Source organism: Bradyrhizobium sp. 27S5 (genome assembly GCF_037217225.1).
GTDB classification, from domain to species: domain Bacteria; phylum Pseudomonadota; class Alphaproteobacteria; order Rhizobiales; family Xanthobacteraceae; genus Bradyrhizobium; species Bradyrhizobium septentrionale.
Genome location: NZ_CP147714.1, coordinates 6075764 through 6097919, shown reverse-complemented (window position 1 = coordinate 6097919; position 22156 = coordinate 6075764). Strand labels below are relative to the sequence as shown.

Genomic DNA, 22156 nt, shown 5'->3' with positions numbered 1-22156 from the left:
CGTTTCGAAGGTCTGCGTGCCGCGCGTTGAAGCCGTCGACCGCTCTTCCGATGTTGAAGCCGGGCGGCTCGTCTCACGCAAGAAGCCTCGCGGCCGGGCCGATCAGCCACTTGATCGTGAGTGGTCGGCTGACCAGCTAAGGTCGGAAACGCGTGCGCGGTCGCTGGGCTCCCGGTCGATCGGGTGGTCGGACCACGAAAGGTCGTGAGTTTGTCGTTGATAGCAGCTAATCCCTTCGCCGTGATGCGCCGCGCCAAGGAATGGAAAGATTCCATGGGAGAGGGCCTTTCCGAAGTAAAGGCGGAGCTCGACGTGCTGCGTGACGAACTAACTGCCGCACAGGCACGGATCGCTGAACTTGAGGCGCAACAAGGCGCCAAGGCACGGATGAGCACCTCTCACGCCAGAGATGCATCCGCGGTTGCGGATGTGAAATCGTTGCGCGGGCGCCTCGCAGCAGTGAAATTGTTGACAGGGAATTACGCTTCGGTTTTGTTCCGACTGGTCGGCACCAAGTCTCGCCGTTTGCGTCTTTTGCCGATCCGCGCATCGACTTCATTACACTTTCTGCAAGTTAGAGCTGACCTTTCTCCAGATCTGGTTGGGCTTGCACCGAGCAAGTCAGAGTTGCGGGCATGGGCCCGCGATCCGGCCGTCGAGTGGAAACTGGGTGAGTGCATATCCGCTGACCTTCAGTCTCGCCGCGATGGGTGGACAGTGGACGATTTCCTCGCAGTTCGTCAGCTGATCGCATCGTCGACAGCTGACAACGAGCTTGTATGGAGAAATTTGATAGCATCTGATCAGGCAATTGACGGTGTAAAGACCTGGCCTTTTGGATTCCGGCCCGAACACGCCGATCCTGACGTTCGCCGCCGTCGGCTGATGATCGCGGTTGGCCTTGCCCTTCCTAAAAGCTTGACGGCGCTGCACCAGATTGAAGCCGCAGGGCAGCCGGCCACGCACAATCCGCCCTTTGGCGAGGAGCCGATCCAAGACGTTCTCGTACCCAAAGGGGAGCCTGCCGCTGCCCGCCGCCGTTCGGTTCTTTTCGTCAATCCGAGCTACTATAATTTCCACTTTCTGGCCGACTCCTTGCGCAAGCGTGGCTGGGACGCCGTGTCGATGGCAATCATTGACCCGAAGTCCGAATACGCCCAGCATTTCCACGGCCATGATTGGAACCTGTTCGAAACGGACGCCGACAAACAACAACAGGTCTTGCGTGAACGCTTCCAGGAGGCGGCTGAACGATTTGACATGTTTCATTTCGCCGGCGTCGGGACCCTTTCCTTCTTCCCCTACAACTATGACACCTCGAGGGATCACGATCGCGTCCCTTGGGATGTGTTGGACTTGAAGCGGCGCGGCGCGAAGATCGCCTACAGCATTACCGGATGCCATGACTTGATCACGCAAACGGGCTTCGAGGCCTGGAGCCCTGGCATGTGCCCCAAATGCGCGTGGCGCGACCGGCCAGAGATCTGTTCCAATCATCGCATGTCTGCTTGGGGCTGGAAGGTCGTGCAATTGGCGGATCTCATCTGCATCGAGACCGATCCACCGCTCGACTTTCGTGATACGGCCGCGGTTTTTCGTGAGCCGCTGTCCTTTGCTATCGATCCCCAGTTCTGGCGTCCTGAGCTTGGGCAGAGTGTCCCTGTGCCCGAGTTGTGGCGCGAGCCCAAGGCCGACGGTGAAATCCTGATCTATCATTCGGTCGGCAATTACGAAATGCGCACCCGCCAAGGCGTCAACGTCAAAGGAACGGGGGCCGTCGTTGCCGCGATCGATAGACTGAAGGCGGAGGGCCATCCGGTTCGGTTGTTATTCCGCAAGGACGTGCCGAGCGTCGACAACCGCTGGATGCTCGCCCAGGCCGACATCATCGTCGATCAGCTCAACTACGGCCGCTACGGCGCGACTGCGCGGGAAGGCATGATGCTCGGTCGGCCCGTCGTTGGCCGGGTAAACAAGGTCGAAGCCCGCGGTCTGCCTGCCGTCCGGGCCATTGCTGAGTGTCCAATCGTCGACGCGTCGGAGGAAACCATCTATGAGGTGCTCCGAAGGTTGGTTACCGACCCAGGCGAACGTTCCCGTATCGGCGCCGTGAGCCGTGCACACGCGATGCGCTGGTGGTCGAAAGACGTGTTGGCTGAACGCTATGAGCGGGTTTATGACCACCTGCACGAGCACGGCCGCCCGCCCGCGACGCTAGAGTGAGAGCGAATGCCTTCGCCAAATATCGATTTGACAGGTAGCCACGTGTTGCTGACGGGCGCAGCCGGGTTCCTGGGCTCAAGGTTGCTGCGCCTCTTGCAAAGCAGGGGAGCTACTGTAACGGCGTTGATCAGGCCGGGCGCGCTGCTTGCTGGCGACACGAATGCGCGCACTGTGGAAGCTGATCTATCAGGCGATTTTTCGCCGGACCTGCAACAGGTTGGTGGGGTCGATGCAATCATTCACCTTGCGCAGGCAGGCGGCTGGAGGGATTTCCCCAGTCAGACGGGCGCCATAGCGGCGGTGTCGATCGCCGCAGCTGCTCGTTTGGCGGAGTACGGTGTTAGCCATGGCGCCCGCCAATTCATCCTGGCTTCGTCCGGTGGAATCTATGGACCATCCGCCCAGGCCCTGACCGAGGATGCGCCAATTCGGCCGACCAGCGAGCTTGGCTTCTACCTCCAGGCGAAGGCTTCAGCCGAAACGTTGTTGCAGTGTTTCGAGCCGCATCTTGTTGTCTCGCGCCTCAGATATTTCTTCATATACGGCCCCGGGCAAAGTGAAGACTTTCTCATAGCGCGGATCAGCAGGTCCATTGCGCGCGGAGAGTCGATCCGTCTTGCCGAGGCGTGTGGTCCGCGCCTCAACCCAATCTATGTCGACGATGCAGCGCGGGCGACTATGGCGGCACTGGACCTCAAAGAGTCTTGTGCTATCAATGTCGCTGGCCCGGAGATCGCGTCACTTCGGGAGATTGCGGAGCTAATTGCGAACGTATGGAATCATCGCGTCGCGATTGAGCCTGTCGACAAGTCACCTGACCACTATGTGGGCGCGACCGACCGAATGGTGAAACTGCTCGGGTCGCCGACGATTGGACTCAAGGACGGAATATCCCGCGTGTGCCATCTCGAGAAGGCTGAATGACTATGGATTGGCTGCGAACTTCCTGGCGTGACGTCGAAGTCGACGAAAGTGATGATCTTCTTGAGCCCGTTCTTGATGATCCTGCAGAACACGCCTGTGCTGTAGAATTTGGTCAAATCAGTGGAAAGCTCATTTCGCCCGACTCAGGCCTGCCACTGCATTTCAACGGTGTCGATCTGTCCACGAATTCGGGCGAATTGTTTCCCATCGACAATAGGTTGCCTGTTCTTTTGCCCCAGGCCGCTCGGCATTTCGCTGATCGGAACATCGAGACCCTGTCGATCGGCTCGATAAAGAGCGCCTTTGATCAGTATCTGTACTTGTGCGCCGTCAAGAACGCCGGAGGCGAATTGAATACGCCATTCGACGATCCCTGGTACAAGCGCCACTTGCTCCGCTCTCGCGTCTTGCTCGCCACCGCCCGTGGGCTGGTTCTGGACATTGGTTGCGATAGCCCGGATTTGAGCCGGCGCATGTTCCCGCCCTCTTGCGAATATCTTGGGATCGAACCATCGCTCGGCAGAAGTGAGCAATTTCGCGTTGTTGGCATGGCCGAGTTTCTTCCGTTTGCTGAGGCCACGTTCGATTGCGTGTCTTTCCTGACCAGCCTCGATCACGTTTTTGATTACCATACGGCAATTGCGGAAGCGGCGCGTGTCCTGAAGCCAGGCGGAAAGCTGTACCTGGCAACCCTGATCTGGACTGAAAGCGCCGAGCTCTATCGAGATGCAATTCACTTCCATCACTTCCGTGACTATGAGATTCAAGGTGCTTTGAGGGGATTCTCGATCGCACAAATCAAGCGATACGGTTGGAAAGGTGATAGGCATCGCTTCGGGGTGTATCTCGAAGCGACAAAATTGTAGATTCTAAGAGAGAATATGCGCTCCAATTGCCCCAACGCTTCGGCATTGGACATCGATGGCGGCGCCGGATCGAATGATCGATGGCGTCGCGGAACGTTTTCAGTTGAGGATGGGTTACTGAGGCCGATGCATTTTGGAACTGGACGGTACTGTCAGAGCGACGGACTTGAAGGAGCGTGTCTTAAGCTCTTTTGGCAACCGGTTCATCTAAAGAGTGGATTGGACTGACCGCGGATGTCGCCAGATCGTCAGCACTCATTGGAATTCGGTGACTTCACTGAGGCAGGTTATCGACAACTGCTTCGGCTTGCCAAATCGTCCTATCGGGCCGTTGATTTCCCCTCAGCCGGTGCCAGCGGCACGATTCTTTGGCGCCACGACTGTGACGTATCGATGCATCGCGCTGCGAAGGTTGCCGAGATCGAGGCTGAGGAGGGCGTGAAGGCGACCTATTTCCTGCTTCCGAGGTGTCTCTACTACAATCTGATGTCGGCCGACGTTGCTGAATGCGTACGCCGCATAAAGTCGCTGGGGCACGACATCGCGTTGCATTTCGACCCGACATATTATGGTGAGATGCTGCGTGGACAGGCGTTGTTGAACGCAATAACGCGTGAACGCGATTTGATCGCAGACGAATTTGGTTCGCCGCCAGTGGCGATTAGTTTTCACCTGTTCGGCATTCTTGATCAATCCGAACTCGAGGATGATATCGTCGCTGGCATGATCAACGCATACGGCCGCTCGCTTAAGGCGAGTTATGGCTATGTGTCCGATAGCAACGGCGTCTGGCGCTACCGGCGTCTCAAGACGGTGCTTGAGGAGGCTACGGAGGAGCGGCTGCAGGTGCTTACGCATCCGGAGTGGTGGACTCCCGAGATCATGCCACCGCGGGCTCGGCTGCAAAGAGCCATTGACGGCTACGCGAGCGCGATGGGTCGTTGGTATGACGAAATAACAGCCAGACACGATCGTCCGAACATCCGATGAACGATCCGACGGCCAGAGATACGTAATGCATCGGGTTGTTCTACGGACCGGATTCGGCGAGAACAATTTTGCGCGCCTGAATATCCCGTATGAAATGATGCGTACTTTGACCCTGAAAGTATTTGAGCGACCGATTGCTGGTTCTTTGCCTGATTTTCGGGTGGTCCGGCATTCGTGGTCACTCAGATTGGTCGCAGGGCACGCTTGGCTCGCTGTCCAGAGGCGGATGCTAGTTGTGCCAGAATGGCGTTACATCTGTCGGCGTAGGCAGCGGGCCAAGGCATGATGTCGCGGGCCGTTGCCATCACCTGCCAAGGTGTCTCCAAGAGCTTTGCGCTTGTCGACGGCGGAAGCGCCTGGCGTCTCGCGTTCGGGCTGGGACGCGACGTTCCGCACTTCACGGCGCTTGAGGACGTCAGCTTCGATGTGCCCAAGGGAGAGTTCCTCGGCGTGCTCGGTCGCAATGGGGCCGGCAAATCCACACTGCTTCGGGTCATCGGCGGCGTCTACGCGCCGGATACCGGCCGGGTCGCGGTGCACGGGGCGATGTCGGGCCTCTATGAGCTCGGTCTGGTCGGCAATCCGGAGCTCACGGGACGACAATATGCCGACCGGCTGTTGACCGTGCATGGATTTTCGCCGAGCGAGCGTGCAGCGATGATCTCGGATATCCACGACTTCTCCGAACTCGGAGACCGATTCGATGATCCGGTGCTCACATACTCGGCCGGGATGAGCGCGCGGCTCTATTTCTCGACCGCGACGGCCGGACAGTATGAGGTCTATCTCCTCGATGAGGTGCTGGCGGTCGGCGATCAGCACTTTCAGTCGAAGTGCTGGCGGCGGTTGCGGGAACGGGTATCGGGCGGGGCGTCCGGGGTCCTCGTGACGCACGACTGGTCTGCGATCGTACGCCTGTGCGAAACGGCGCACGTCCTGGACCGTGGCAAGGTCGTCTTTTCGGGGCCGGCCGAGCGTGCCGTCAGGCGCTACCTCTACGGCGAGCAGGCAAAGTCGACGTACCGCGACGGAATTGCGCGATTCGCGGGTGCGCCTGTCTACCCGCGCACGATCATGACGGGAACGGATTTCAGGCTTGAGGCAGAGGTCGAGATACTCACCCAGGCGGAGGTCGGCATGGTGGTTGCGGTCGAACGCCTGCAGCCGGCCTACGGCTGGGAGACAGGGCTGATGACGCGTCGGCACACGCCCGTTGGCGAGGATCCCGGGCGCTATGCGATCGGCGTCGATATCCCGGCATTGCCACTTGCGCCTGGCAGCTACCAAATCAGCCTGCACCTCGTGATGCCGGATCCACACAATTCGGTGGTCAAAATTGTTCTCGATGGATTCAGTTGGCTCGACGGCAACGGACTCGGGCTCGACGTCGAGGGGGTGGAAGGGCGCGGATTTAGCCTGCCAGCCGAGTGGAAGGTGGTTGGTTGATGCGCGCGGCAATTCGGGTGAGGGATGTCAGCAAGGTATTTGCGCTTGCCGACCATGGCGGCGGATCCGTGTCGCTGATGGAGGCGCTGCGGACCGGCAAGCGCGAGATCACGACGCGTCATGTGCAGGCGCTCGATTCGATCAGCTTTGAAGTGGCGGAGGGCGAGCGCGTCGGCATCATAGGCCGCAACGGAGCCGGCAAGACGACGCTGCTTTCGATCATTGCGGGGCTGACCGAGCCGACCTCGGGCTCTGTGGAGGTCGACGGCGACCTGCACGCGATGCTTACCGTAGGCGCGGTGCTGCGCGAGGACATGACCGGCCGCGACAACATTTTCCTCGACGCTGCCGTGCACGGCCGTAGCCGGCAGCAGGCCAGTGACGTCGCCGATGAAATCATCGCGTTCGCCGAACTTGGTGAATTTATCGATCGTCCGGTGCGAACCTACTCTTCGGGGATGAAGGCCCGGCTCGCGTTTTCGATGGGGGCGTTCATCAATCCCGACATTCTGGTCATCGACGAGACGCTCTCGGTCGGCGATGCCTTCTTTGCGGCCAAGGCGACGCGGCGTATGCAAGAAGTTGCGGCCAGTGGCCGTATTGTGATTGTCGTGAGTCACGGTTTGGGCTCGATCGTGGAAATGTGCTCACGATGCCTCTGGCTCGATGACGGCCGGCTCGTCATGGACGGTTCGCCGCAGGTCGTCACCAAAGCCTACGAGGCGGCCGTGCGTGAGGCGGACGAGGCGGAGCTGATGCGCAAGTTTCAAGGGAGCGTGGTGAACCGGGCCGCCCCCCTTCAGCTCGATGCCGTCGAAATCATTCAGCGCGGGGAGGCGCGCAGGGCGACCGCGCTCGCCCTGGTGCCGTTGGCGATTGTCGCGCGCGGGCGGCTCGACTCGACCCCGCCGGTGCAAGATCTCGAGGTTGTTCTCACACGGGTCGACGGACGTTTGGTCTGGCGGCGGCGTCTTTCGGAGGTGGGGATGGCGCTGCCCGCGTCCGGTCCGTTCACGGTCACCATCGACATGGATCCTTTCGTGCTGGGGGCCAATCTCTATCGCTTCGATGTTGCGCTTGTCGGTCACGGGGACGACAAGGAATCGATTTCCTGCGTGCTGGAGGTCGTCGACGAGGAAGGACAAATAGGTGGGCAGCCGCTGATCTTCTATCCTCCGCGGATCAGCGCGCGCCGCCTTGAGGACGTCAAGACATGATGCTGGCAGGTTTTGATCGGCGAGATTTCGGCATGCTGAGTAATCTCTTCCGCATGACGTTGGGCGACCGCTATCTGGGGTCGGCGCTGGGATTGGTATGGGCGGTGCTGTCGCCGCTGATGCTGATGTGCATTTTCACGTTCGTGTTCACCGTCGTTTTTCCGGGGCGGTTGCCGGGACGTGCGGGGTCGTTGCCGTTCGTGATCTGGCTGCTGAGCGGTTACGGGCCGTGGCTTGCGATCAGCGAAGGCCTTTCGGCGGCAACGACGTCCGTGGTCGGAAACGCGGGCGTCGTGAAGAATATCGCCTTCAAATCGGAGCTGTTGCCGATGGTGGGCGCGCTGATGGGGTTGGTGCCGCTGGTCGTCGCGCTCGCTATCGTACTCATACTGCAGGTGGTTTCGGGCGAGATGCCGGGCCCAGGCTATCTGGCGCTGCCGCTGATCGTAGCCCTGCACATCCTGTTCGTGTCGGGACTGGGATTGTTCCTGGGGGCGCTCAACGTCTTTGTACGGGATACCGCTCTGGCGCTGCCGAATGTGCTCACCGTGCTGCTGTTCGCTTCTCCGATCTTCTACCCGCTTTCGTCCTACCCGGATTTCATTCGGCCTGTTGTGCAGCTCAACCCCTTCTATGTCATCGCGGAGTGCTACCGCACTGCAACTGTAGCCGGGTCGATGCCGAGCTTCTGGATGATCTGCTACCTGGCAGTGGTTGGCGCGGCTGCATTCTGGGCCGGGCTGTGGTGGTTCCGGCGGCTCAAGTCGTTCTTCGATACGCGGCTGTAGCGGGTAGGCAGTACGATGGGATGCCTCGTTGCGATCCATCAACCCAACTTCTTTCCGTGGCTCGGGTACTTTGACAAGATCCGGCGTGCCGATGTGTTCGTGCTGCTCGATGCCGTCGATTATCCGCGCTCAGGATCGGGGGGCATGGGATCGTGGTCGAACAGGGTGCGAATTGCTATCCAGGGCGAGGCGCGCTGGGCCACGTGTCCTGTCCATCGCCTGCCGTTGGGGGCGCCGCTCAATGCCGCGGAGATCGATGACGGCCGGCCCTGGCGCCGCAAGATGATTGCGACGCTGCAGGCAAGCTACGGCAAGGCCCCGCAATTTCGTGAAGCGATGGCACTCTTGCAGCCTCTGTTCGAGCAACAAGAAACGAACCTTGCAACATTCAACATCACGGCCATCAAGGTGATCGCGGAGCATCTCGGCCTTGCGACGCGGTTTGTGCGGCAGTCCGAACTGCCGCATGCGGGCAAAGCGACCGAGCTTCTCATCTCGCTCGTCAAGGCGGTCGGCGGGGATGCTTATCTCGCCGGCGGCGGTGCCACGGGGTACCAGCAGGACGAATTGTTCGAGCAGCATGGCGTTCGTCTGGTCAGCCAGGGCTTCGCGCCGCAGCCGTATGGCCCGCATGAGGCGTTCATTCCGGGCCTCTCCGTGATCGACTATCTGATGTGGGACGGGCGGCCAGCAACGGGATCACCTGGAGGCAGCTATGATTAGAGGGCAGGTCATCGCGCTTACCGAAATTCGAAACGAAGACTCTCCCCAATTGTTTCACTGGATCAACGATCCCGATACGGTGCGCTTCAACGCTCCATTCTCCCCGGTTCACGAAACCACCCATGAGAATTGGTTGAAATCGGTCATCACTTCAACGGCCAAGATCGTCTTCGCCATTCGCGCACTTCCCGACCTCCGCTTGATCGGCGTAGTGCAGCTGATCGACCTTCATCCGATCCATCGTACCGCTGAGCTGACGATCCGTATCGGGCAGGAGGTTGATCGCGGCCGTGGCGCGGGAGCGGAGGCGGTGGCGCTTGCGATCGATTTCGCCTTCAAGGACCGAAATCTTCAACGCGTGTGGCTCAGGGTATTCGCAGACAACGAAAGGGCCATCAGGGCGTATCAGAAGGCCGGGCTAACGATCGAGGGGACCATGCGCCGCGCTTGTTTTATCGACGGCAGGTGGACGGACCAGTTAGTGATGGCCAAACTTCGCGATTGCGCTTGAGTTTCACGATGACGGACGGGCGCGCAACGTTCGCCGCGACTACGATCTGCTGCTGCAGGCGGCCGGACGCCGCAATGTGAGATGGGCAGCACGAACGCGATCTTGATTAAGACAGGCGGCAACCGGGCCTCCGTCGCCGGGGTGGCCGAGCCAAGCCAGCCCACCGCTTTTGGGCTTGTCGGACGGATACGGGGCGTCTATGCAACCATCTCGCCAAAGGCGACTTACCTTGCGGATTTTATTCAGCACGCTGTTTTGAACACAACCACACGTACGGACGTTAGACATGAATTCCGAACTGATCGACAAGCTGGACCGCAAGACCGCCAGGATTGGTATCGTGGGCTTGGGCTACGTCGGCCTGCCGCTCATGCTTCGCTACAGCGAGGTGGGCTACAAGGTCATAGGCTTTGATATCGACCAGACCAAGGTCGATGCGCTTCGTGCCGGCCAGTCCTATATCGAACATATCTCGAGCGCGAGCATCAAGCGGGCGACGGAGCTCGGCTTCGAGCCGACCACGGATTTCTCGCAGGCGAAAGAGGTCGATGCCCTCATCCTGTGCGTTCCGACCCCGCTCAACAAATATCGCGAACCCGATCTCAGCTTCGTGCTGAACACCACGGAATCGCTGCTGCCATATCTCCACAAGGGGATGGTGCTGTCGCTCGAAAGCACGACCTATCCCGGCACGACCGAGGAGGAACTGAAGCCGCGCATCGAAAAGTGCGGCTTCAGCGTCGGCACCGATATTTTCCTGGTGTTCTCGCCGGAACGCGAAGATCCCGGCAACCAGAACTTCTCGACCCGCTCGATCCCGAAGGTCTGCGGCGGCTGCACGCCCGCTTGCCTCGATGCCGGCATCGCCCTCTATCGTCAGGTGATCGACAAGGTCGTTCCGGTGAGCTCGACGCAGGCTGCCGAGCTGACCAAGCTGCTGGAGAACATCCATCGTTCGGTGAATATCGGCCTCGTCAACGAAATGAAGATGGTCGCCGACAAGATGGGGATCGACATTCACGAGGTGATCCGCGCGGCAGCAACCAAGCCGTTCGGGTTTGTGCCGTACTATCCCGGTCCCGGCATCGGCGGGCACTGCATTCCGATCGACCCGTTCTACCTGACCTGGAAGGCGCGGGAATACGGCATGCATACGCGCTTCATCGAGCTCGCCGGAGAGATCAATTCCTCGATGCCGGATTACGTCGTGTCGAAGATCTCGCTGGCACTCAATCAGAGGCACAAGTCGATCAGCGGCAGCTCGATCCTGGTCCTCGGCATTGCCTACAAGAAGAACGTCGACGACGTTCGCGAGTCGCCTTCCGTGCTGCTGATGGAGAAGCTTCGCGATCTCGGCGCCAGCGTCGCCTACAGCGATCCGCACGTTCCCGCGTTCCCGAAGATGCGTGCGCATTCGTTCGATCTGTCGAGTGTCGCGCTCACCGAGGCCAATCTGCGGCGCTTCGATTGCGTCCTGCTGGCAACCGACCACGACAAGTTCGACTATCAGCTGCTCGGCGCGCACGCGCCGCTGCTCGTCGATTGTCGCGGCAAGTTCCCTGAGCCGGCAGACAATATCATTCGCGCGTAGGCGATATCATTCGCGCACAGGCGATCTCGTCGCGGCGCCGGCTATCCCGCCCACCGGGTGCCCTTTCGGGTGAGACGGGTTCGAAGCCGGCGCGCTAGCTGGCGCTTGCGCCTTGTAACTGTCCGTCCACTGCGGTCGTTGACGCTGCCGTCTGCTCGAAAGCCGACCGCGGCGTAACGTACCAGAGCAGGAAAAGCAGACCGGTGCCGTTGGTCAGCAAGGCCGTCGAAAGCGGTACATTGAGCAGAACGTGCGGTAGGACCCCGGCGGATAGCAGCACAAATCGCGGGGGCAGGCCTGCCGACAGGCGGTTGCCAAGCGCGATGATCAGGCCGCAACCGAGCGCGGACAGCGGCGCGAGCACGAGGCCGACCGAGGCGATTCCCTCGGTGGCGAACAGCGAGGCATTGAAGGAGCCGAGGTCGTAGGCCTTGGCCATCACGGCCCATATCGGCTCGTCGTAGGCGCACGCAGCCACGAGCTTCACGACGTTGATCTGGCAGAAATGGGTCAGCGGATGCGCTGAGAAGTAGTTGTTGTAGACCTCGAGGGCGAGCGACGGGATTGCGATCATCCTGTTGTTGACGGTGCCGAAATAGACCATCCCGGGTCTGAACGGAATCACGCCGGTCTTGACCAGGAAGACCAGGACAACGCCGACGGAGACAGGCAGGAATAGCGAGAGGATCGTCGTAAGCCGCACCTCGGCCAGCTTGCAGATGAGCGCGAGAAGCAGCAGCCAGAACGGAGCGAACAGCGCCATCTTGGTCAGCATGATGGGATAGAACAGAACCATCAGGGCCAGAGTGATCGCTGCCTGCCAGTTCCGCTTGCTGACGACGAAGCAGGCGAAGGCGAAAGGCAACAGGGCGTTCGAGGCGATCGAGGTTGCGTATCGAAGGAAGCCGGGAAATTCGATCTCCGCGCGATATTTGTACATCTCGGAGAGATCGACCAGCTTGAGGTTGTAGAGAGCGCCGATGCCGACGATTGCGGCCGAGGCGATCAGGATGATGGAAGGCATCATGTGAAAGGCGCGTGCCGGCATGACGACGGCCTGCCGCACAGGCGCGATGATGAACAGCGCGGGGGCAAGGAATGCAAATCCCGAGAGCACGATCGAGACAAGCGCCAGGCGGTGATCGTAATCAAGCAGCGAAAATTCGATCAGCCAGAGATATCCCAGGATCATCATGTAGAAGTAGAAGCCGACGAGATAGCCAAAGCTGAAGCGTACGATCGCGAACAGGATGACGACGGGGCTGAACGCCAGCACATTCAGGATGGCAGCTGCCACGTGTGCCTGGTCGATGCCGGTGACACCCGGAAACGTATCGACGGCCGTGATGAAGTAGAGCGAAACGCAACACACCACGATGTGGGCATAGGCGAGCAGGGCAAGTTTGGCCTGGGGCCAACCAAGCTCCAGCTGAGTGATCCGATCGTTCATTCTCGCTCACCGCCGTATCGGGCTGTACGTTTTGGACTGTTCCATTGCTGGTCATCGCGCCAGGCCGACTGGGCCCCACGATCGCCAGACGATGGCACCGTCCTGGGCCTAGTGACTTGGGCCTAGGGACATGACACGGCGCCGATAAGACGACAAGAATATGCTTGTATTTTATTCCATTGTTCCTGCCCAATGGTGTCAATGCGGATCGCTGGAATCATGCCGCGCGTTTGCCGAACCGATGGCCTCTGGTAGACTGTCCGGATAATTGCACAGGCGGGATTGGATGAAGGGTATCATTCTTGCTGGTGGTACCGGGTCTCGGCTTTACCCGGTGACGATTGTCGTGTCGAAGCAGCTCTTGCCGATTTTCGACAAGCCCATGATCTATTACCCGCTCTCGACCTTGATGCTGAGTGGCATCAGGGAGATTCTGATTATCTCCACACCCCAGGATCAGCCGTTGTTTCGCCGGTTGCTGGGTGACGGCTCGGACTTCGGCCTCAAGCTGGAATACGCAAGCCAGGACCAACCTCGGGGCTTGGCTGATGCCTTCATTGTCGGGCGTGATTTCGTCGGCAAGGACAACGTCGCCCTGGTCCTCGGCGACAATTTGTTCTTCGGTCATGGGTTGCCGGAGATATTGAACCGCGCCAGCGCGCGAGCTTCGGGAGCGACTATCTTTGGTTATGTCACCAAGCGTCCCCAGGACTACGGCGTCGTCCAACTCGATGGGGATGGACGGGCGATTTCGATCGAGGAAAAGCCACGTCTGCCGAAATCCAATCTCGCCGTGACGGGCCTGTACTTCTACGACAATGACGTGCTCGAGATTGCGTCCTCCATCAAGCCCTCGACGAGAGGCGAACTCGAGATCACCGACGTCAATCGCGCCTACATGGAGCGCGGCGAGCTGCATGTCGAGATTTTGGGGCGCGGCTTCGCGTGGCTGGACACCGGGACCCATGCCTCGCTGGTCGAGGCCAGTCATTTCGTGCAGGTCCTCGAGCAGCGCCAGGGCCTTCGGATCGCGTGTCCGGAAGAGATCGCGCTGAGGCTCGGCTACATCTCCCTTGACGCCTTTCGCAGCGTTGCGGAGCGGAATGCGAAGAGCAGCTATGGTGAGTATCTTTTGTCGATCTATGATAGCTTTGCCAATTCGAGGCGGTCGCACTGAGGTCGACGCCAGTGGTGCCTAGCAAAGCAACGATCTTTGTCACCGGAGGAGCCGGCTTCATCGGCTCTGCCGTTATTCGGCGTTTGCTAAATTGCACCGACGCTTCGATCGTCAATGTTGACAAGATGACGTACGCGTCCAGCCTTCACTCAATTCCGTCGGAGTTAAGCAGCGAACGCTATGCTCTCTCGAGAACGGATATCTGCGACAGTCCGGGCTTGCGCAGTCTGTTCGATCACTACCGGCCTCAGGCCGTGATGCATCTTGCTGCGGAAAGCCATGTCGATCGCTCGATCGACGCGCCCGGCGATTTCATCCAGACCAATGTTGTGGGTACCTTCACGCTGCTGCAGGAGTCCTTGCGCTACTGGCGGGCGTTGGCGCCCGCGGAGCGCGACGCGTTCCGGTTCGTTCATGTCTCGACGGACGAGGTGTTCGGCACGCTGGGTGCGGATGGCCATTTCGTGGAAGCAAGCCCGTATGCGCCAAATTCACCTTATTCGGCCAGCAAGGCCGCTTCCGATCATCTCGTGCGTGCGTGGTGCGAGACCTACGAGCTGCCGACCCTGGTGACAAATTGTTCCAACAACTATGGACCCTATCAATTTCCCGAGAAGCTGATCCCTCACATGATCATCAGGGGATTGGCCGACGAGGCGCTGCCTGTTTACGGTGATGGTCAGCACATCCGTGACTGGCTGTATGTCGAGGACCATGCGGAGGCGCTGATCCGCGTTCTTCACCACGGGAAAGTGGGGGAGACCTACAATATCGGCGGCAGGAGCGAACGCACCAATCTCGAGGTCGTGGAACTGCTCTGTACGCTGCTCGATGAGGCCAGGGGGGCCGAGACCGGCGCGCACAAACGCCTGATCTCGTTAGTCAGGGATCGTCCCGGTCACGATCGCCGCTACGCGATCGACCCGTCCAAGATCGAGCGAGAACTCGGCTGGAGCCCGCAGGAGAGCTTTGAGGCCGGCATCAGGAAGACGGTATATTGGTACCTTAACAACAGGCCCTGGTGGGAAGAGATTCTTCGGCGAGGATACCAGGCCCAACGGTTGGGATAGCGGGACGCCCTTCCAGGCCCGCCGGGGTTTGGTTGATGCCTGGCGGCTCCTGAAGCGCCTCAGACGTTCCCTGGCGAGAGCGGAGACCGAGGTCGTCGCGCCGGTCGTTCCGGCTGAATTGCGACTGTCGCTGCGCTGAAGGGATTGGCCCGCTCGCGGCACGCAGTCGGTCTGCCGACAGCGAAATTGAAGCGGAAATCGGGGCCGAATCAGATGTTGGCAGGACGAGCAATACCGGATATTCGGCGTCGGATGCGTCGAAACACACTATTTGGCTGAAGCAGGTAAGGGCCGCTATGACTGACACTCAACAGGCGATCGACGCCGCCAATGCGGCGTTCTGGGACGAACTGTGCGGCTCGGCGGCAGCCCGCGCGTGGGGGATCACCGATTCCTCGATGGAGTCGCTGCGGCGCTACGACGAGAATTATTTCCACTTCTATCCGTATCTCGAGAAATACATCGACTGGAAGGCAATGCGCGGCAAGCGCGTGCTCGAGATCGGGCTCGGTTACGGCAGCGTCTCGCAGAAGATCGCGGAGAGCGGCGCCGACTTCACCGGCCTCGATATCGCGGCGAATCCGGTCACGATGGTCAATCACCGGATCAAGCAGAGCGGGCTGAACGGCAGGGCCGTTCAGGGCAGCATTCTCAGCAATTCGCTTCCTGACAATTCGTTCGACGCGGTTGTCGCGATCGGTTGTCTGCATCATACCGGCAACCTCGCCGCTGCAATCGCAGCCTGCCGTCGGCTTCTGGTGCCAGGCGGACGCCTCGTCGGCATGGTCTACTATGCCTACTCCTACCGGCAGTTCGTGCTCGAGCCGAAACGCGCGCTTCGCTATATGCTGCGTGAACTAGGCGGCTATCGCGGGACCTTCCGCGACGGTGAAACCGCCGCCTACGATAAAACGCAGGACGGTTCGCTGGCGCCGGCGACCGAATTCATCTCGGCCAGGTCGTTGCGGCAGATCTGCTCGGGATACTCGAATTTTCAGGCGGTCCCGGAGAACGCCGATCAGGAACGGCCATTTAAGCTCTGGAAGCGTCCCCAACTCCTTGCCTCGCCGATCCCGCGGTATTGCGGACTGGATATTTATTGGAGCTGCAACAAGTCGGGCGCGTGAGATCGATGTTTGCTGCTTTTGGCCCGCATATTTCGCGGCCTATCGGTTATGGCAGGCTCGAAGCATGACGCCGCGGGCCGCGCCGCTGGATCGACCCATACGCCTTGCCTAATCCCAAGTTTTCTGGGTAATGGACGTTACCGTGCGGCTTGCAAGGCCGCTTGTTCCCTCGGCTGTTCGGCTGGCTGCAACGGTCGGCCGCGAGACAAGACAGGGCCTGTTGCATGATCAGATTTGGCCTGCTCGGGTGCGGGCGTATCGCCAAGCGTCATTCCGATCTCCTGGGTGGCAATCACATCGAGGGAGCAAGCCTGGTTGCAGTCTGCGATCCGGTTCGTGCCCGCGCCGATGCGGTTGCCGCGAAGTTCGGGGTTGCGGCCCATGACGACACGGACGAATTCTTAGGCCGCAAGGATATCGACGCTGTCGCTGTGCTGACGCCGAGCGGGCTGCATCCCGCGCATGTGATCGCCTGCGCCAGGGCCGGCAAGCATGTCGTGGTCGAGAAGCCGATGGCGCTGCGGTTGCAGGACGCCGACGACATGATCCGGGCCTGCGACCAGGCCGGGGTCAAGATGTTCATCGTCAAGCAGAACCGGTTCAACGTGCCGGTGGTCAAGGCGCGCGAGGCGCTTGATGCCGGCCGCTTCGGCAAGCTCATCCTGGGGACGGTCCGGGTGCGCTGGTGCCGAGACCAGGCCTATTACGATCAGGACCAATGGCGCGGCACCTGGGCTTACGACGGCGGCGTGCTGACCAATCAGGCGAGCCACCATGTCGATATGCTGGAGTGGTTCTTCGGCGATGTGGTGAGCGTGCATGCCCGCGCGGCAACGGCGCTGGCCAAGATCGAAACCGAGGACACCGCTGTCGCAACGCTGAAGTTCCGCAATGGCGCGCTCGGAATCATCGAGGCGACCACTGCGGCGCGTCCGACCGATCTCGAGGGTTCGCTGTCGATCCTGGGCGAGAAGGGCACCGTCGAGATTTCCGGTTTTGCGGTCAACCAGATCCGGCACTGGCGCTTTGTCGACGAGCTGCCGTCGGACAAGGACGTCGTGGAGAAGTTCTCGGTCAACCCGCCCAACGTGTACGGCTTCGGCCATCAGGCCTACTACCACCATGTGGTCGATTGCCTGGAGAACCAGCGCGCCGCGCTGGTCGACGGGCTCGAGGGGCGCAAGAGCCTGGAGCTGATCTCGGCCCTCTATGAGTCGATCGAGACCGGCGAGGAAGTGGCGCTGCGCTTCACGCCGCGCTTGAGCCGGTTGGGTGTCGTTTCGTGAACCGGCCGGAAGTGCATCAGGCCAGCGTGCGCGATGTCGCGTTCGGCGAACGCGTCAAGATCGTCGAGCCCTGCAACCTTTATGGCTGCACGCTCGGTGACGACTGTTTCGTCGGTCCCTTCACCGAAATCCAGAAAGGCGTGGTGGTCGGAGCGCGCACCCGCGTGCAATCGCATGCCTTCGTCTGCGAGCTCGTCACGATCGGCGAGGACTGCTTCGTCGGGCACGGCGTGATGTTCGTCAACGACACGTTCGCAACCGGCGGCCCTGCGCGCGGACGCAAGGAGCTGTGGCGCGAGACAGTGATCGGCAACCGGGTGTCGATCGGCTCCAATGCCACGATCATGCCGGTCCGGATCGCCGATGACGTTGTCATCGGCGCCGGATCGGTGGTGACCAAGGACATCACGACGCCGGGCACCTATGCCGGCAATCCGGCGCGCCGGCTGCTGGCGAGCCAATAGGGGATATCTGATGCCGGTGCCGTATGCCGACCTGCAACTGCAATACCAGTCCATCAAGGACGAGATCGATGCGGCGATCGCCGGCGTCATCCGCGACAACGCCTTTATTCGCGGCAGCTATGTCGACCGCTTCGAGCGTGAGTTCGCCGCTGCTGCCGAGGTCGCCCATTGCGTGTCCTGCGCCAACGGCACCGATGCGCTTTACCTCGCGATGCGGGCGCTAACGGTGAAGCCCGGCGACGAGGTGATCACGACGGCGCATTCGTGGATATCGACCGCGGCGATGATCACCCATTCCGGCGCCACCGTCGTGTTCTGCGACACCGATGAAGCGACGTTCACGATCAATCCGGCCGCGATCGAGGCCGCGATCACGCCGCGCACCGTCGGCATCATCCCGGTGCATCTGTACGGTCAGCCCGCGGATATGGACGCCATCATGGCGATCGCGCAGAAGCACAAGCTCTGGGTGATCGAGGACTGCGCCCAGGCCCATCTGGCACGCTACAAGGGCCGCATGGTCGGAACGTTCGGCGAGGCCGCGACCTATTCATTCTACCCTGGCAAGAATCTCGGCGCGATGGGCGACGCAGGCGCCGTCGTGACCAATGACGCAGCGCTTGCCGAGCAGATGGCGATGCTCGCGCGTCATGGCGGGCTGGTGAAGCACCAGCACCATATCGAGGGCGTCAACAGCCGGCTCGACGGCATGCAGGCCGCGATCCTTTCGGCCAAGCTGCCGCATCTCGAGGCGTGGACCGAGGCCCGTCAGGCTGCTGCCGAGGTCTACGATGCCGGCCTCAACCAGATCGAGGACGTCGTGGTGCCCGAGGTCGCGCCGGCGCGCAGTCACGTCTATCACCTCTACACGATCAGGCATCCGCGCCGCGACGCGCTTGCCGCCCATCTCAACGCCAATGGCGTGCAGACTGCGATCAATTACCCGACCGCGCTGCCGCTCCTGCCGGCCTATGCGCGGTTCGGCCATCGGCCGGAGCAATTCCCGAACGCGCACCGCGACCAGGGCCAGATCCTCTCGCTGCCGATCTTCGCCGAGATCACGCGCCAGCAGCAGGATGAGGTGATCGACCTGGTTCGGAAGTTCTGAGGCTCAGCTTCGCTGCAGCAGAGGCCTCAGGAACAGCTCCAGATTGGAGCCTGAGAACAGGTAGCCCTTCAGGCCGGCCGCGCGCGCCGCCTCGAGATCGGTCGGCTGATCGCCGACCAGGAAGCTGCGTTCGACATCGACCGGAAAACGCGCCAGCAGGTCATTGATCATGCCGGGCGACGGCTTGCGGCGATGGCTGACCTGCCGATACCGCTCGACCGTCCCCTCAGGATGGAACGGGCAGTATTCGAAGGCGTCGATATGTGCGCCGATCTTGCCGAGCTCTGCGGCCATCCAGCCGTGGAGCTCCTGGATATGCGCCTCTTCGTAGAGGCCTCTTGCAACGCCTGACTGGTTGGTTACGACGAACGCAAAATAGCCCGTGTCGTTGACGGCCTTCACCGCCTCGCGCGCGCCGTCGATCCAGATCAGCCTGTGGCTCTCGAACAGGTATCCGATGTCCTGGTTCAGGACGCCATCCCGATCGAAGAAAACCGCCGGCCGTCGCGGCTGATCTCCGGAAGCGCTGCTCATGAGGTGATGATCCGTCTGTCTCCACTCGGCATGGGCTAGCTCAATAGTTCACAATGCCGCGCGCGACAATGTAGACGGATCACGCCCAAGGTGGCCGGGCGCTCGCGCTTCTCTGACCTCAAGGACTATCGCTCGTCGGCAATCACCTTGCCGTCGTTCGGCAGCGCGCCTGCGCTGACCAGCTCGACCGCGCCGCCGAGTTTCGTCACGGCACGCAGTGTTGCCGCAACCTCGTCCTGCAGCGACGCGGGCGGCGAAGTGCATTCGGCCTTCAGCGTCATTGCGTCGGCCTCGCCGGCGCGCGTGACGACGAGGCGCAGCCGTCCGAGCGCAGGGTGGCGCTTGCCGATTTCCGCGACCTGCTCGGGACGCACGAACATGCCCTTGACCTTGGTGGTCTGGTCGGCGCGGCCTATCCAGCCCTTGATACGCATATTGGTGCGCCCGCACGGGCTCGCGCCGGGCAGCGCCGCGGTCAGGTCGCCGAGCGCAAGCCGAATCCAGGGGTGATGCGGATCGAGCGAGGTCACCACGATCTCGCCGACATCGCCCGGTGCGACCGGATCGCCGGTGCCGGGCTTGACGATCTCCAGGATCAGCTCCTCGTTGACTGTCATCCCCTCGCGCGCCGGCGTCTCGAACGCGATCAGGCCGAGATCGGCCGTGCCGAAGGCCTGGTAGGCCTCGACGCCGCGCGACTTCATCTCCTCCTGCAACGACTTCGGAAATGCGGCGCCCGACACCAGCGCGCGCTTGATTGAGGACACGTCGCGGCCGCCCGCTGCGGCGGCGTCGAGCAGGATTTTCAGGAAGTCCGGAGTGCCGCTGTAGCCGACCGGGCGATAGGCTTCGATCAGCTCGAATTGCTGCTCGGTATTGCCCGGGCCTGCCGGGATCACCGCGCAGCCGAGCGCCCGCGCCGAGGCGTCGAAGATGAAGCCGCCGGGCGTGAGGTGATAGCTGAAAGTGTTCAGCACCACATCGCCCTCGCGGAAGCCCGCCGCAAACAGCGCCCGCGCGCCGCGCCAAGGGTCTGCCTGGCGGCCCTCGGGCTCGAAGATCGGGCCGGGCGAGGTGAACAGGCGGGCGAATGAGCCCGGCTTGTCGGCCACGAAGCCGCCAAAGGGCGGGGCAGCCTTGTGCAGGGCCGGCAATTCCGACTTGCGCAGCACCGGCAGCTCCGCCAGCGCTTCCCGGCCGGTGATGGATGCGGGATCGGTGCCCCTCAGCAGATTGGCATAGGCGGGCCCCGCCATCGCCTTGCGCAGCACGTCCGGCAGCCGGGCGAACAGGGCGGCCTCGCGCTCGGCCGGATCGCGCGTTTCAAGGGCGTCGTAATGGTCGGTCATGGCGGGTCCTTGAGGGAAGATGTGCGCAGGGTTACGTGCCGGCTGGCGCGTGCTATCAGACGGTGACCGCTGACATTGGGATGGTTCCAGGGAGCACGATGGCTGAGGCAGAGAGCGTTGCGGCGGATGGGGCCGCCGATGTCGTCGCGAGGTTGAAGCGCCGCATCATCGACCACGCCCTGCCGCTGTGGTCGACGGTCGGCTGGGACAGCACAACCGGCGGCTTTGTCGACCGTTTGCATCAGGATGGGACAGCCGATCACGCCGCGCCGCGCCGCCTGCTTGTGCAGGCGCGCCAGATCTATTGCTACGCCAAGGCGGCCCAGATGGGCTGGTATCCGGAAGGCCGCGCGATTGCGCTGAAGGGGCTCGAATACCTGCTGGCCAAGGCCAAGGCGCCGGACGGCCGGCCGGGCTTCGTCTACAGCCTCACGCCCGACGGCGGCGTGCACGAGCCGCTGCGCGATACCTATGGCCACGCCTTCGTGCTGCTGGCGCTCGCGACCGTCTACGGCCTCGACCAGGACGCTCAGGTCCGCGCCGAGATCGACGCGCTGCTGTCGTTCCTCGACACCCAGTTGCGCTCGCCCCATGGCGGTTTCCAGGAAGGCTTGCCGCCCTCGATGCCGCGCCGGCAGAATCCGCAGATGCACCTGTTCGAGGCGATGATCGCGTGCTTCGACGCGACCCACGATTTGTCGTTCCAGAACCGCGCCGGCGAGTTCTTCGCGCTGTTCCTCGCCAACCTCTACGACAAGCAGACGCGCACCCTCGGCGAATATTTCGAGGAGGACTGGTCGAAGATCCCGCCGGTCTCTGTCGAGCCCGGGCACCTCGCGGAATGGGTCTGGTTGCTGAAGGGATTTGAACGCATCACCGGCTGCCCGACCGGGCGTCCGCGCGGCGAACTGCTGGCCTCGGCGCTGCGCTATCGCGACGCGGCCACTGGCTGCCTGATCGATGAGGGCGACGCCGAGGGCAACATCCGCCGCCACACACGGCGGCTGTGGCCGCAAAGCGAGCTGGCGAAGGCCTGGATCGCGCAGGCCGAGTCGGGCGAAGCCGGCGCGGCGGACGAGGCGCGCGCGGCGCTGGTGCTGCTCGAACGGCACTATCTCAGCCATCCCGTCGCCGGCGGCTGGTACGACCAGTTCGACCGCGACGGCAAGTCGCTGATTGCGCCGATCCCGGCGTCGTCGTTCTACCATGTGCTCTGCGCCGTCACCGAAGCGGAACAGGTGCTCAGCTAGAACGCCCTTGCTGGTCTGATGCGTTTTCTGCACGCCAACTGGTCCTCAACTCCGCTAGAAAA

The 22156-nt window shown here is 61.6% G+C and carries 20 protein-coding genes; 17 read left to right on the top strand and 3 right to left on the bottom strand.

Going from position 1 to position 22156, the window contains the following annotated elements:
• The first annotated feature begins 204 nt into the window (after positions 1-204).
• The 10 genes from WDM24_RS28860 to WDM24_RS28815 all read left to right on the top strand — a co-directional run bounded on the left by WDM24_RS28860 (position 205) and on the right by WDM24_RS28815 (position 11279).
• Positions 205-2223 carry a hypothetical protein gene (locus WDM24_RS28860; protein WP_338828195.1) on the top strand — a complete coding sequence of 673 codons (2019 nt, stop codon included), beginning with the start codon at positions 205-207 and terminating at the stop codon, positions 2221-2223.
• Between the two features lie 6 nt (positions 2224-2229).
• Positions 2230-3147, top strand: coding sequence for an NAD(P)-dependent oxidoreductase (locus WDM24_RS28855; RefSeq protein ID WP_338828194.1), 918 nt, complete (start codon positions 2230-2232; stop codon positions 3145-3147).
• Positions 3144-4013, top strand: coding sequence for a class I SAM-dependent methyltransferase (locus WDM24_RS28850; RefSeq protein WP_338828193.1), 870 nt, complete (start codon positions 3144-3146; stop codon positions 4011-4013). Before WDM24_RS28855 ends, WDM24_RS28850 begins: the two co-directional genes overlap by 4 nt.
• Positions 4014-4247: 234 nt before the next feature.
• Positions 4248-5003 carry a hypothetical protein gene (locus tag WDM24_RS28845; RefSeq protein ID WP_166207627.1) on the top strand — a complete coding sequence of 252 codons (756 nt, stop codon included), beginning with the start codon at positions 4248-4250 and terminating at the stop codon, positions 5001-5003.
• 282 nt (positions 5004-5285) lie between these two features.
• Positions 5286-6449 carry an ABC transporter ATP-binding protein gene (locus tag WDM24_RS28840; protein ID WP_338828192.1) on the top strand — a complete coding sequence of 388 codons (1164 nt, stop codon included), beginning with the start codon at positions 5286-5288 and terminating at the stop codon, positions 6447-6449.
• Complete coding sequence (locus WDM24_RS28835; RefSeq protein ID WP_338828191.1) at positions 6449-7666, top strand: ABC transporter ATP-binding protein; 1218 nt, start codon at positions 6449-6451, stop codon at positions 7664-7666. The genes WDM24_RS28840 and WDM24_RS28835 overlap by 1 nt, the downstream gene beginning before the upstream one ends.
• Complete coding sequence (locus WDM24_RS28830) at positions 7663-8454, top strand: ABC transporter permease (RefSeq protein ID WP_338828190.1); 792 nt, start codon at positions 7663-7665, stop codon at positions 8452-8454. The genes WDM24_RS28835 and WDM24_RS28830 overlap by 4 nt, the downstream gene beginning before the upstream one ends.
• Positions 8455-8469: 15 nt before the next feature.
• Complete coding sequence (locus WDM24_RS28825) at positions 8470-9177, top strand: WbqC family protein (protein ID WP_338828189.1); 708 nt, start codon at positions 8470-8472, stop codon at positions 9175-9177.
• Complete coding sequence (locus tag WDM24_RS28820) at positions 9170-9688, top strand: GNAT family protein (RefSeq protein WP_338828188.1); 519 nt, start codon at positions 9170-9172, stop codon at positions 9686-9688. The genes WDM24_RS28825 and WDM24_RS28820 overlap by 8 nt, the downstream gene beginning before the upstream one ends.
• 286 nt (positions 9689-9974) lie before the next feature.
• The gene (locus tag WDM24_RS28815; RefSeq protein WP_338828187.1) at positions 9975-11279 is read left to right on the top strand and encodes a nucleotide sugar dehydrogenase; all 1305 of its coding nucleotides are present in this window, start codon (positions 9975-9977) and stop codon (positions 11277-11279) included.
• A gap of 94 nt (positions 11280-11373) precedes the next feature.
• Here WDM24_RS28815 and WDM24_RS28810 read toward each other — a convergent pair whose 3' ends face one another.
• Positions 11374-12729 (bottom strand): hypothetical protein, encoded by a 1356-nt coding sequence (locus WDM24_RS28810; RefSeq protein ID WP_338828186.1) that lies wholly within the window; start codon positions 12727-12729, stop codon positions 11374-11376.
• A gap of 286 nt (positions 12730-13015) precedes the next feature.
• Here WDM24_RS28810 and rfbA point away from each other — a divergent pair, with 286 nt between their 5' ends.
• The 6 genes from rfbA to WDM24_RS28780 all read left to right on the top strand — a co-directional run bounded on the left by rfbA (position 13016) and on the right by WDM24_RS28780 (position 18961).
• On the top strand, positions 13016-13906 hold the full coding sequence (rfbA, locus tag WDM24_RS28805; protein ID WP_166305723.1) for a glucose-1-phosphate thymidylyltransferase RfbA: 891 nt from the start codon (positions 13016-13018) through the stop codon (positions 13904-13906).
• Positions 13907-13920: 14 nt separating this feature from the next.
• A complete protein-coding gene (rfbB, locus tag WDM24_RS28800) occupies positions 13921-14976 on the top strand; it encodes a dTDP-glucose 4,6-dehydratase (RefSeq protein WP_166305727.1) in 1056 nt (351 codons plus the stop codon).
• Between the two features lie 296 nt (positions 14977-15272).
• A complete protein-coding gene (locus WDM24_RS28795) occupies positions 15273-16103 on the top strand; it encodes a class I SAM-dependent methyltransferase (protein WP_338828185.1) in 831 nt (276 codons plus the stop codon).
• A gap of 224 nt (positions 16104-16327) precedes the next feature.
• A complete protein-coding gene (locus WDM24_RS28790; RefSeq protein ID WP_338828184.1) occupies positions 16328-17389 on the top strand; it encodes a Gfo/Idh/MocA family oxidoreductase in 1062 nt (353 codons plus the stop codon).
• The gene (locus WDM24_RS28785) at positions 17386-17853 is read left to right on the top strand and encodes an acyltransferase (RefSeq protein ID WP_029079915.1); all 468 of its coding nucleotides are present in this window, start codon (positions 17386-17388) and stop codon (positions 17851-17853) included. Before WDM24_RS28790 ends, WDM24_RS28785 begins: the two co-directional genes overlap by 4 nt.
• 10 nt (positions 17854-17863) lie before the next feature.
• Positions 17864-18961 carry a DegT/DnrJ/EryC1/StrS family aminotransferase gene (locus WDM24_RS28780; protein ID WP_166305733.1) on the top strand — a complete coding sequence of 366 codons (1098 nt, stop codon included), beginning with the start codon at positions 17864-17866 and terminating at the stop codon, positions 18959-18961.
• Between the two features lie 3 nt (positions 18962-18964).
• Here WDM24_RS28780 and WDM24_RS28775 read toward each other — a convergent pair whose 3' ends face one another.
• Together WDM24_RS28775 and WDM24_RS28770 are read right to left on the bottom strand one after the other, a co-directional pair.
• A complete protein-coding gene (locus WDM24_RS28775; protein WP_166305736.1) occupies positions 18965-19495 on the bottom strand; it encodes an HAD family hydrolase in 531 nt (176 codons plus the stop codon).
• A 125-nt stretch (positions 19496-19620) separates the two neighbouring features.
• The gene (locus WDM24_RS28770) at positions 19621-20844 is read right to left on the bottom strand and encodes a phenylacetate--CoA ligase family protein (protein ID WP_338828183.1); all 1224 of its coding nucleotides are present in this window, start codon (positions 20842-20844) and stop codon (positions 19621-19623) included.
• A 98-nt stretch (positions 20845-20942) separates the two neighbouring features.
• Here WDM24_RS28770 and WDM24_RS28765 point away from each other — a divergent pair, with 98 nt between their 5' ends.
• Positions 20943-22094, top strand: coding sequence for an AGE family epimerase/isomerase (locus WDM24_RS28765; RefSeq protein ID WP_338828182.1), 1152 nt, complete (start codon positions 20943-20945; stop codon positions 22092-22094).
• Positions 22095-22156 lie beyond the last annotated feature (62 nt).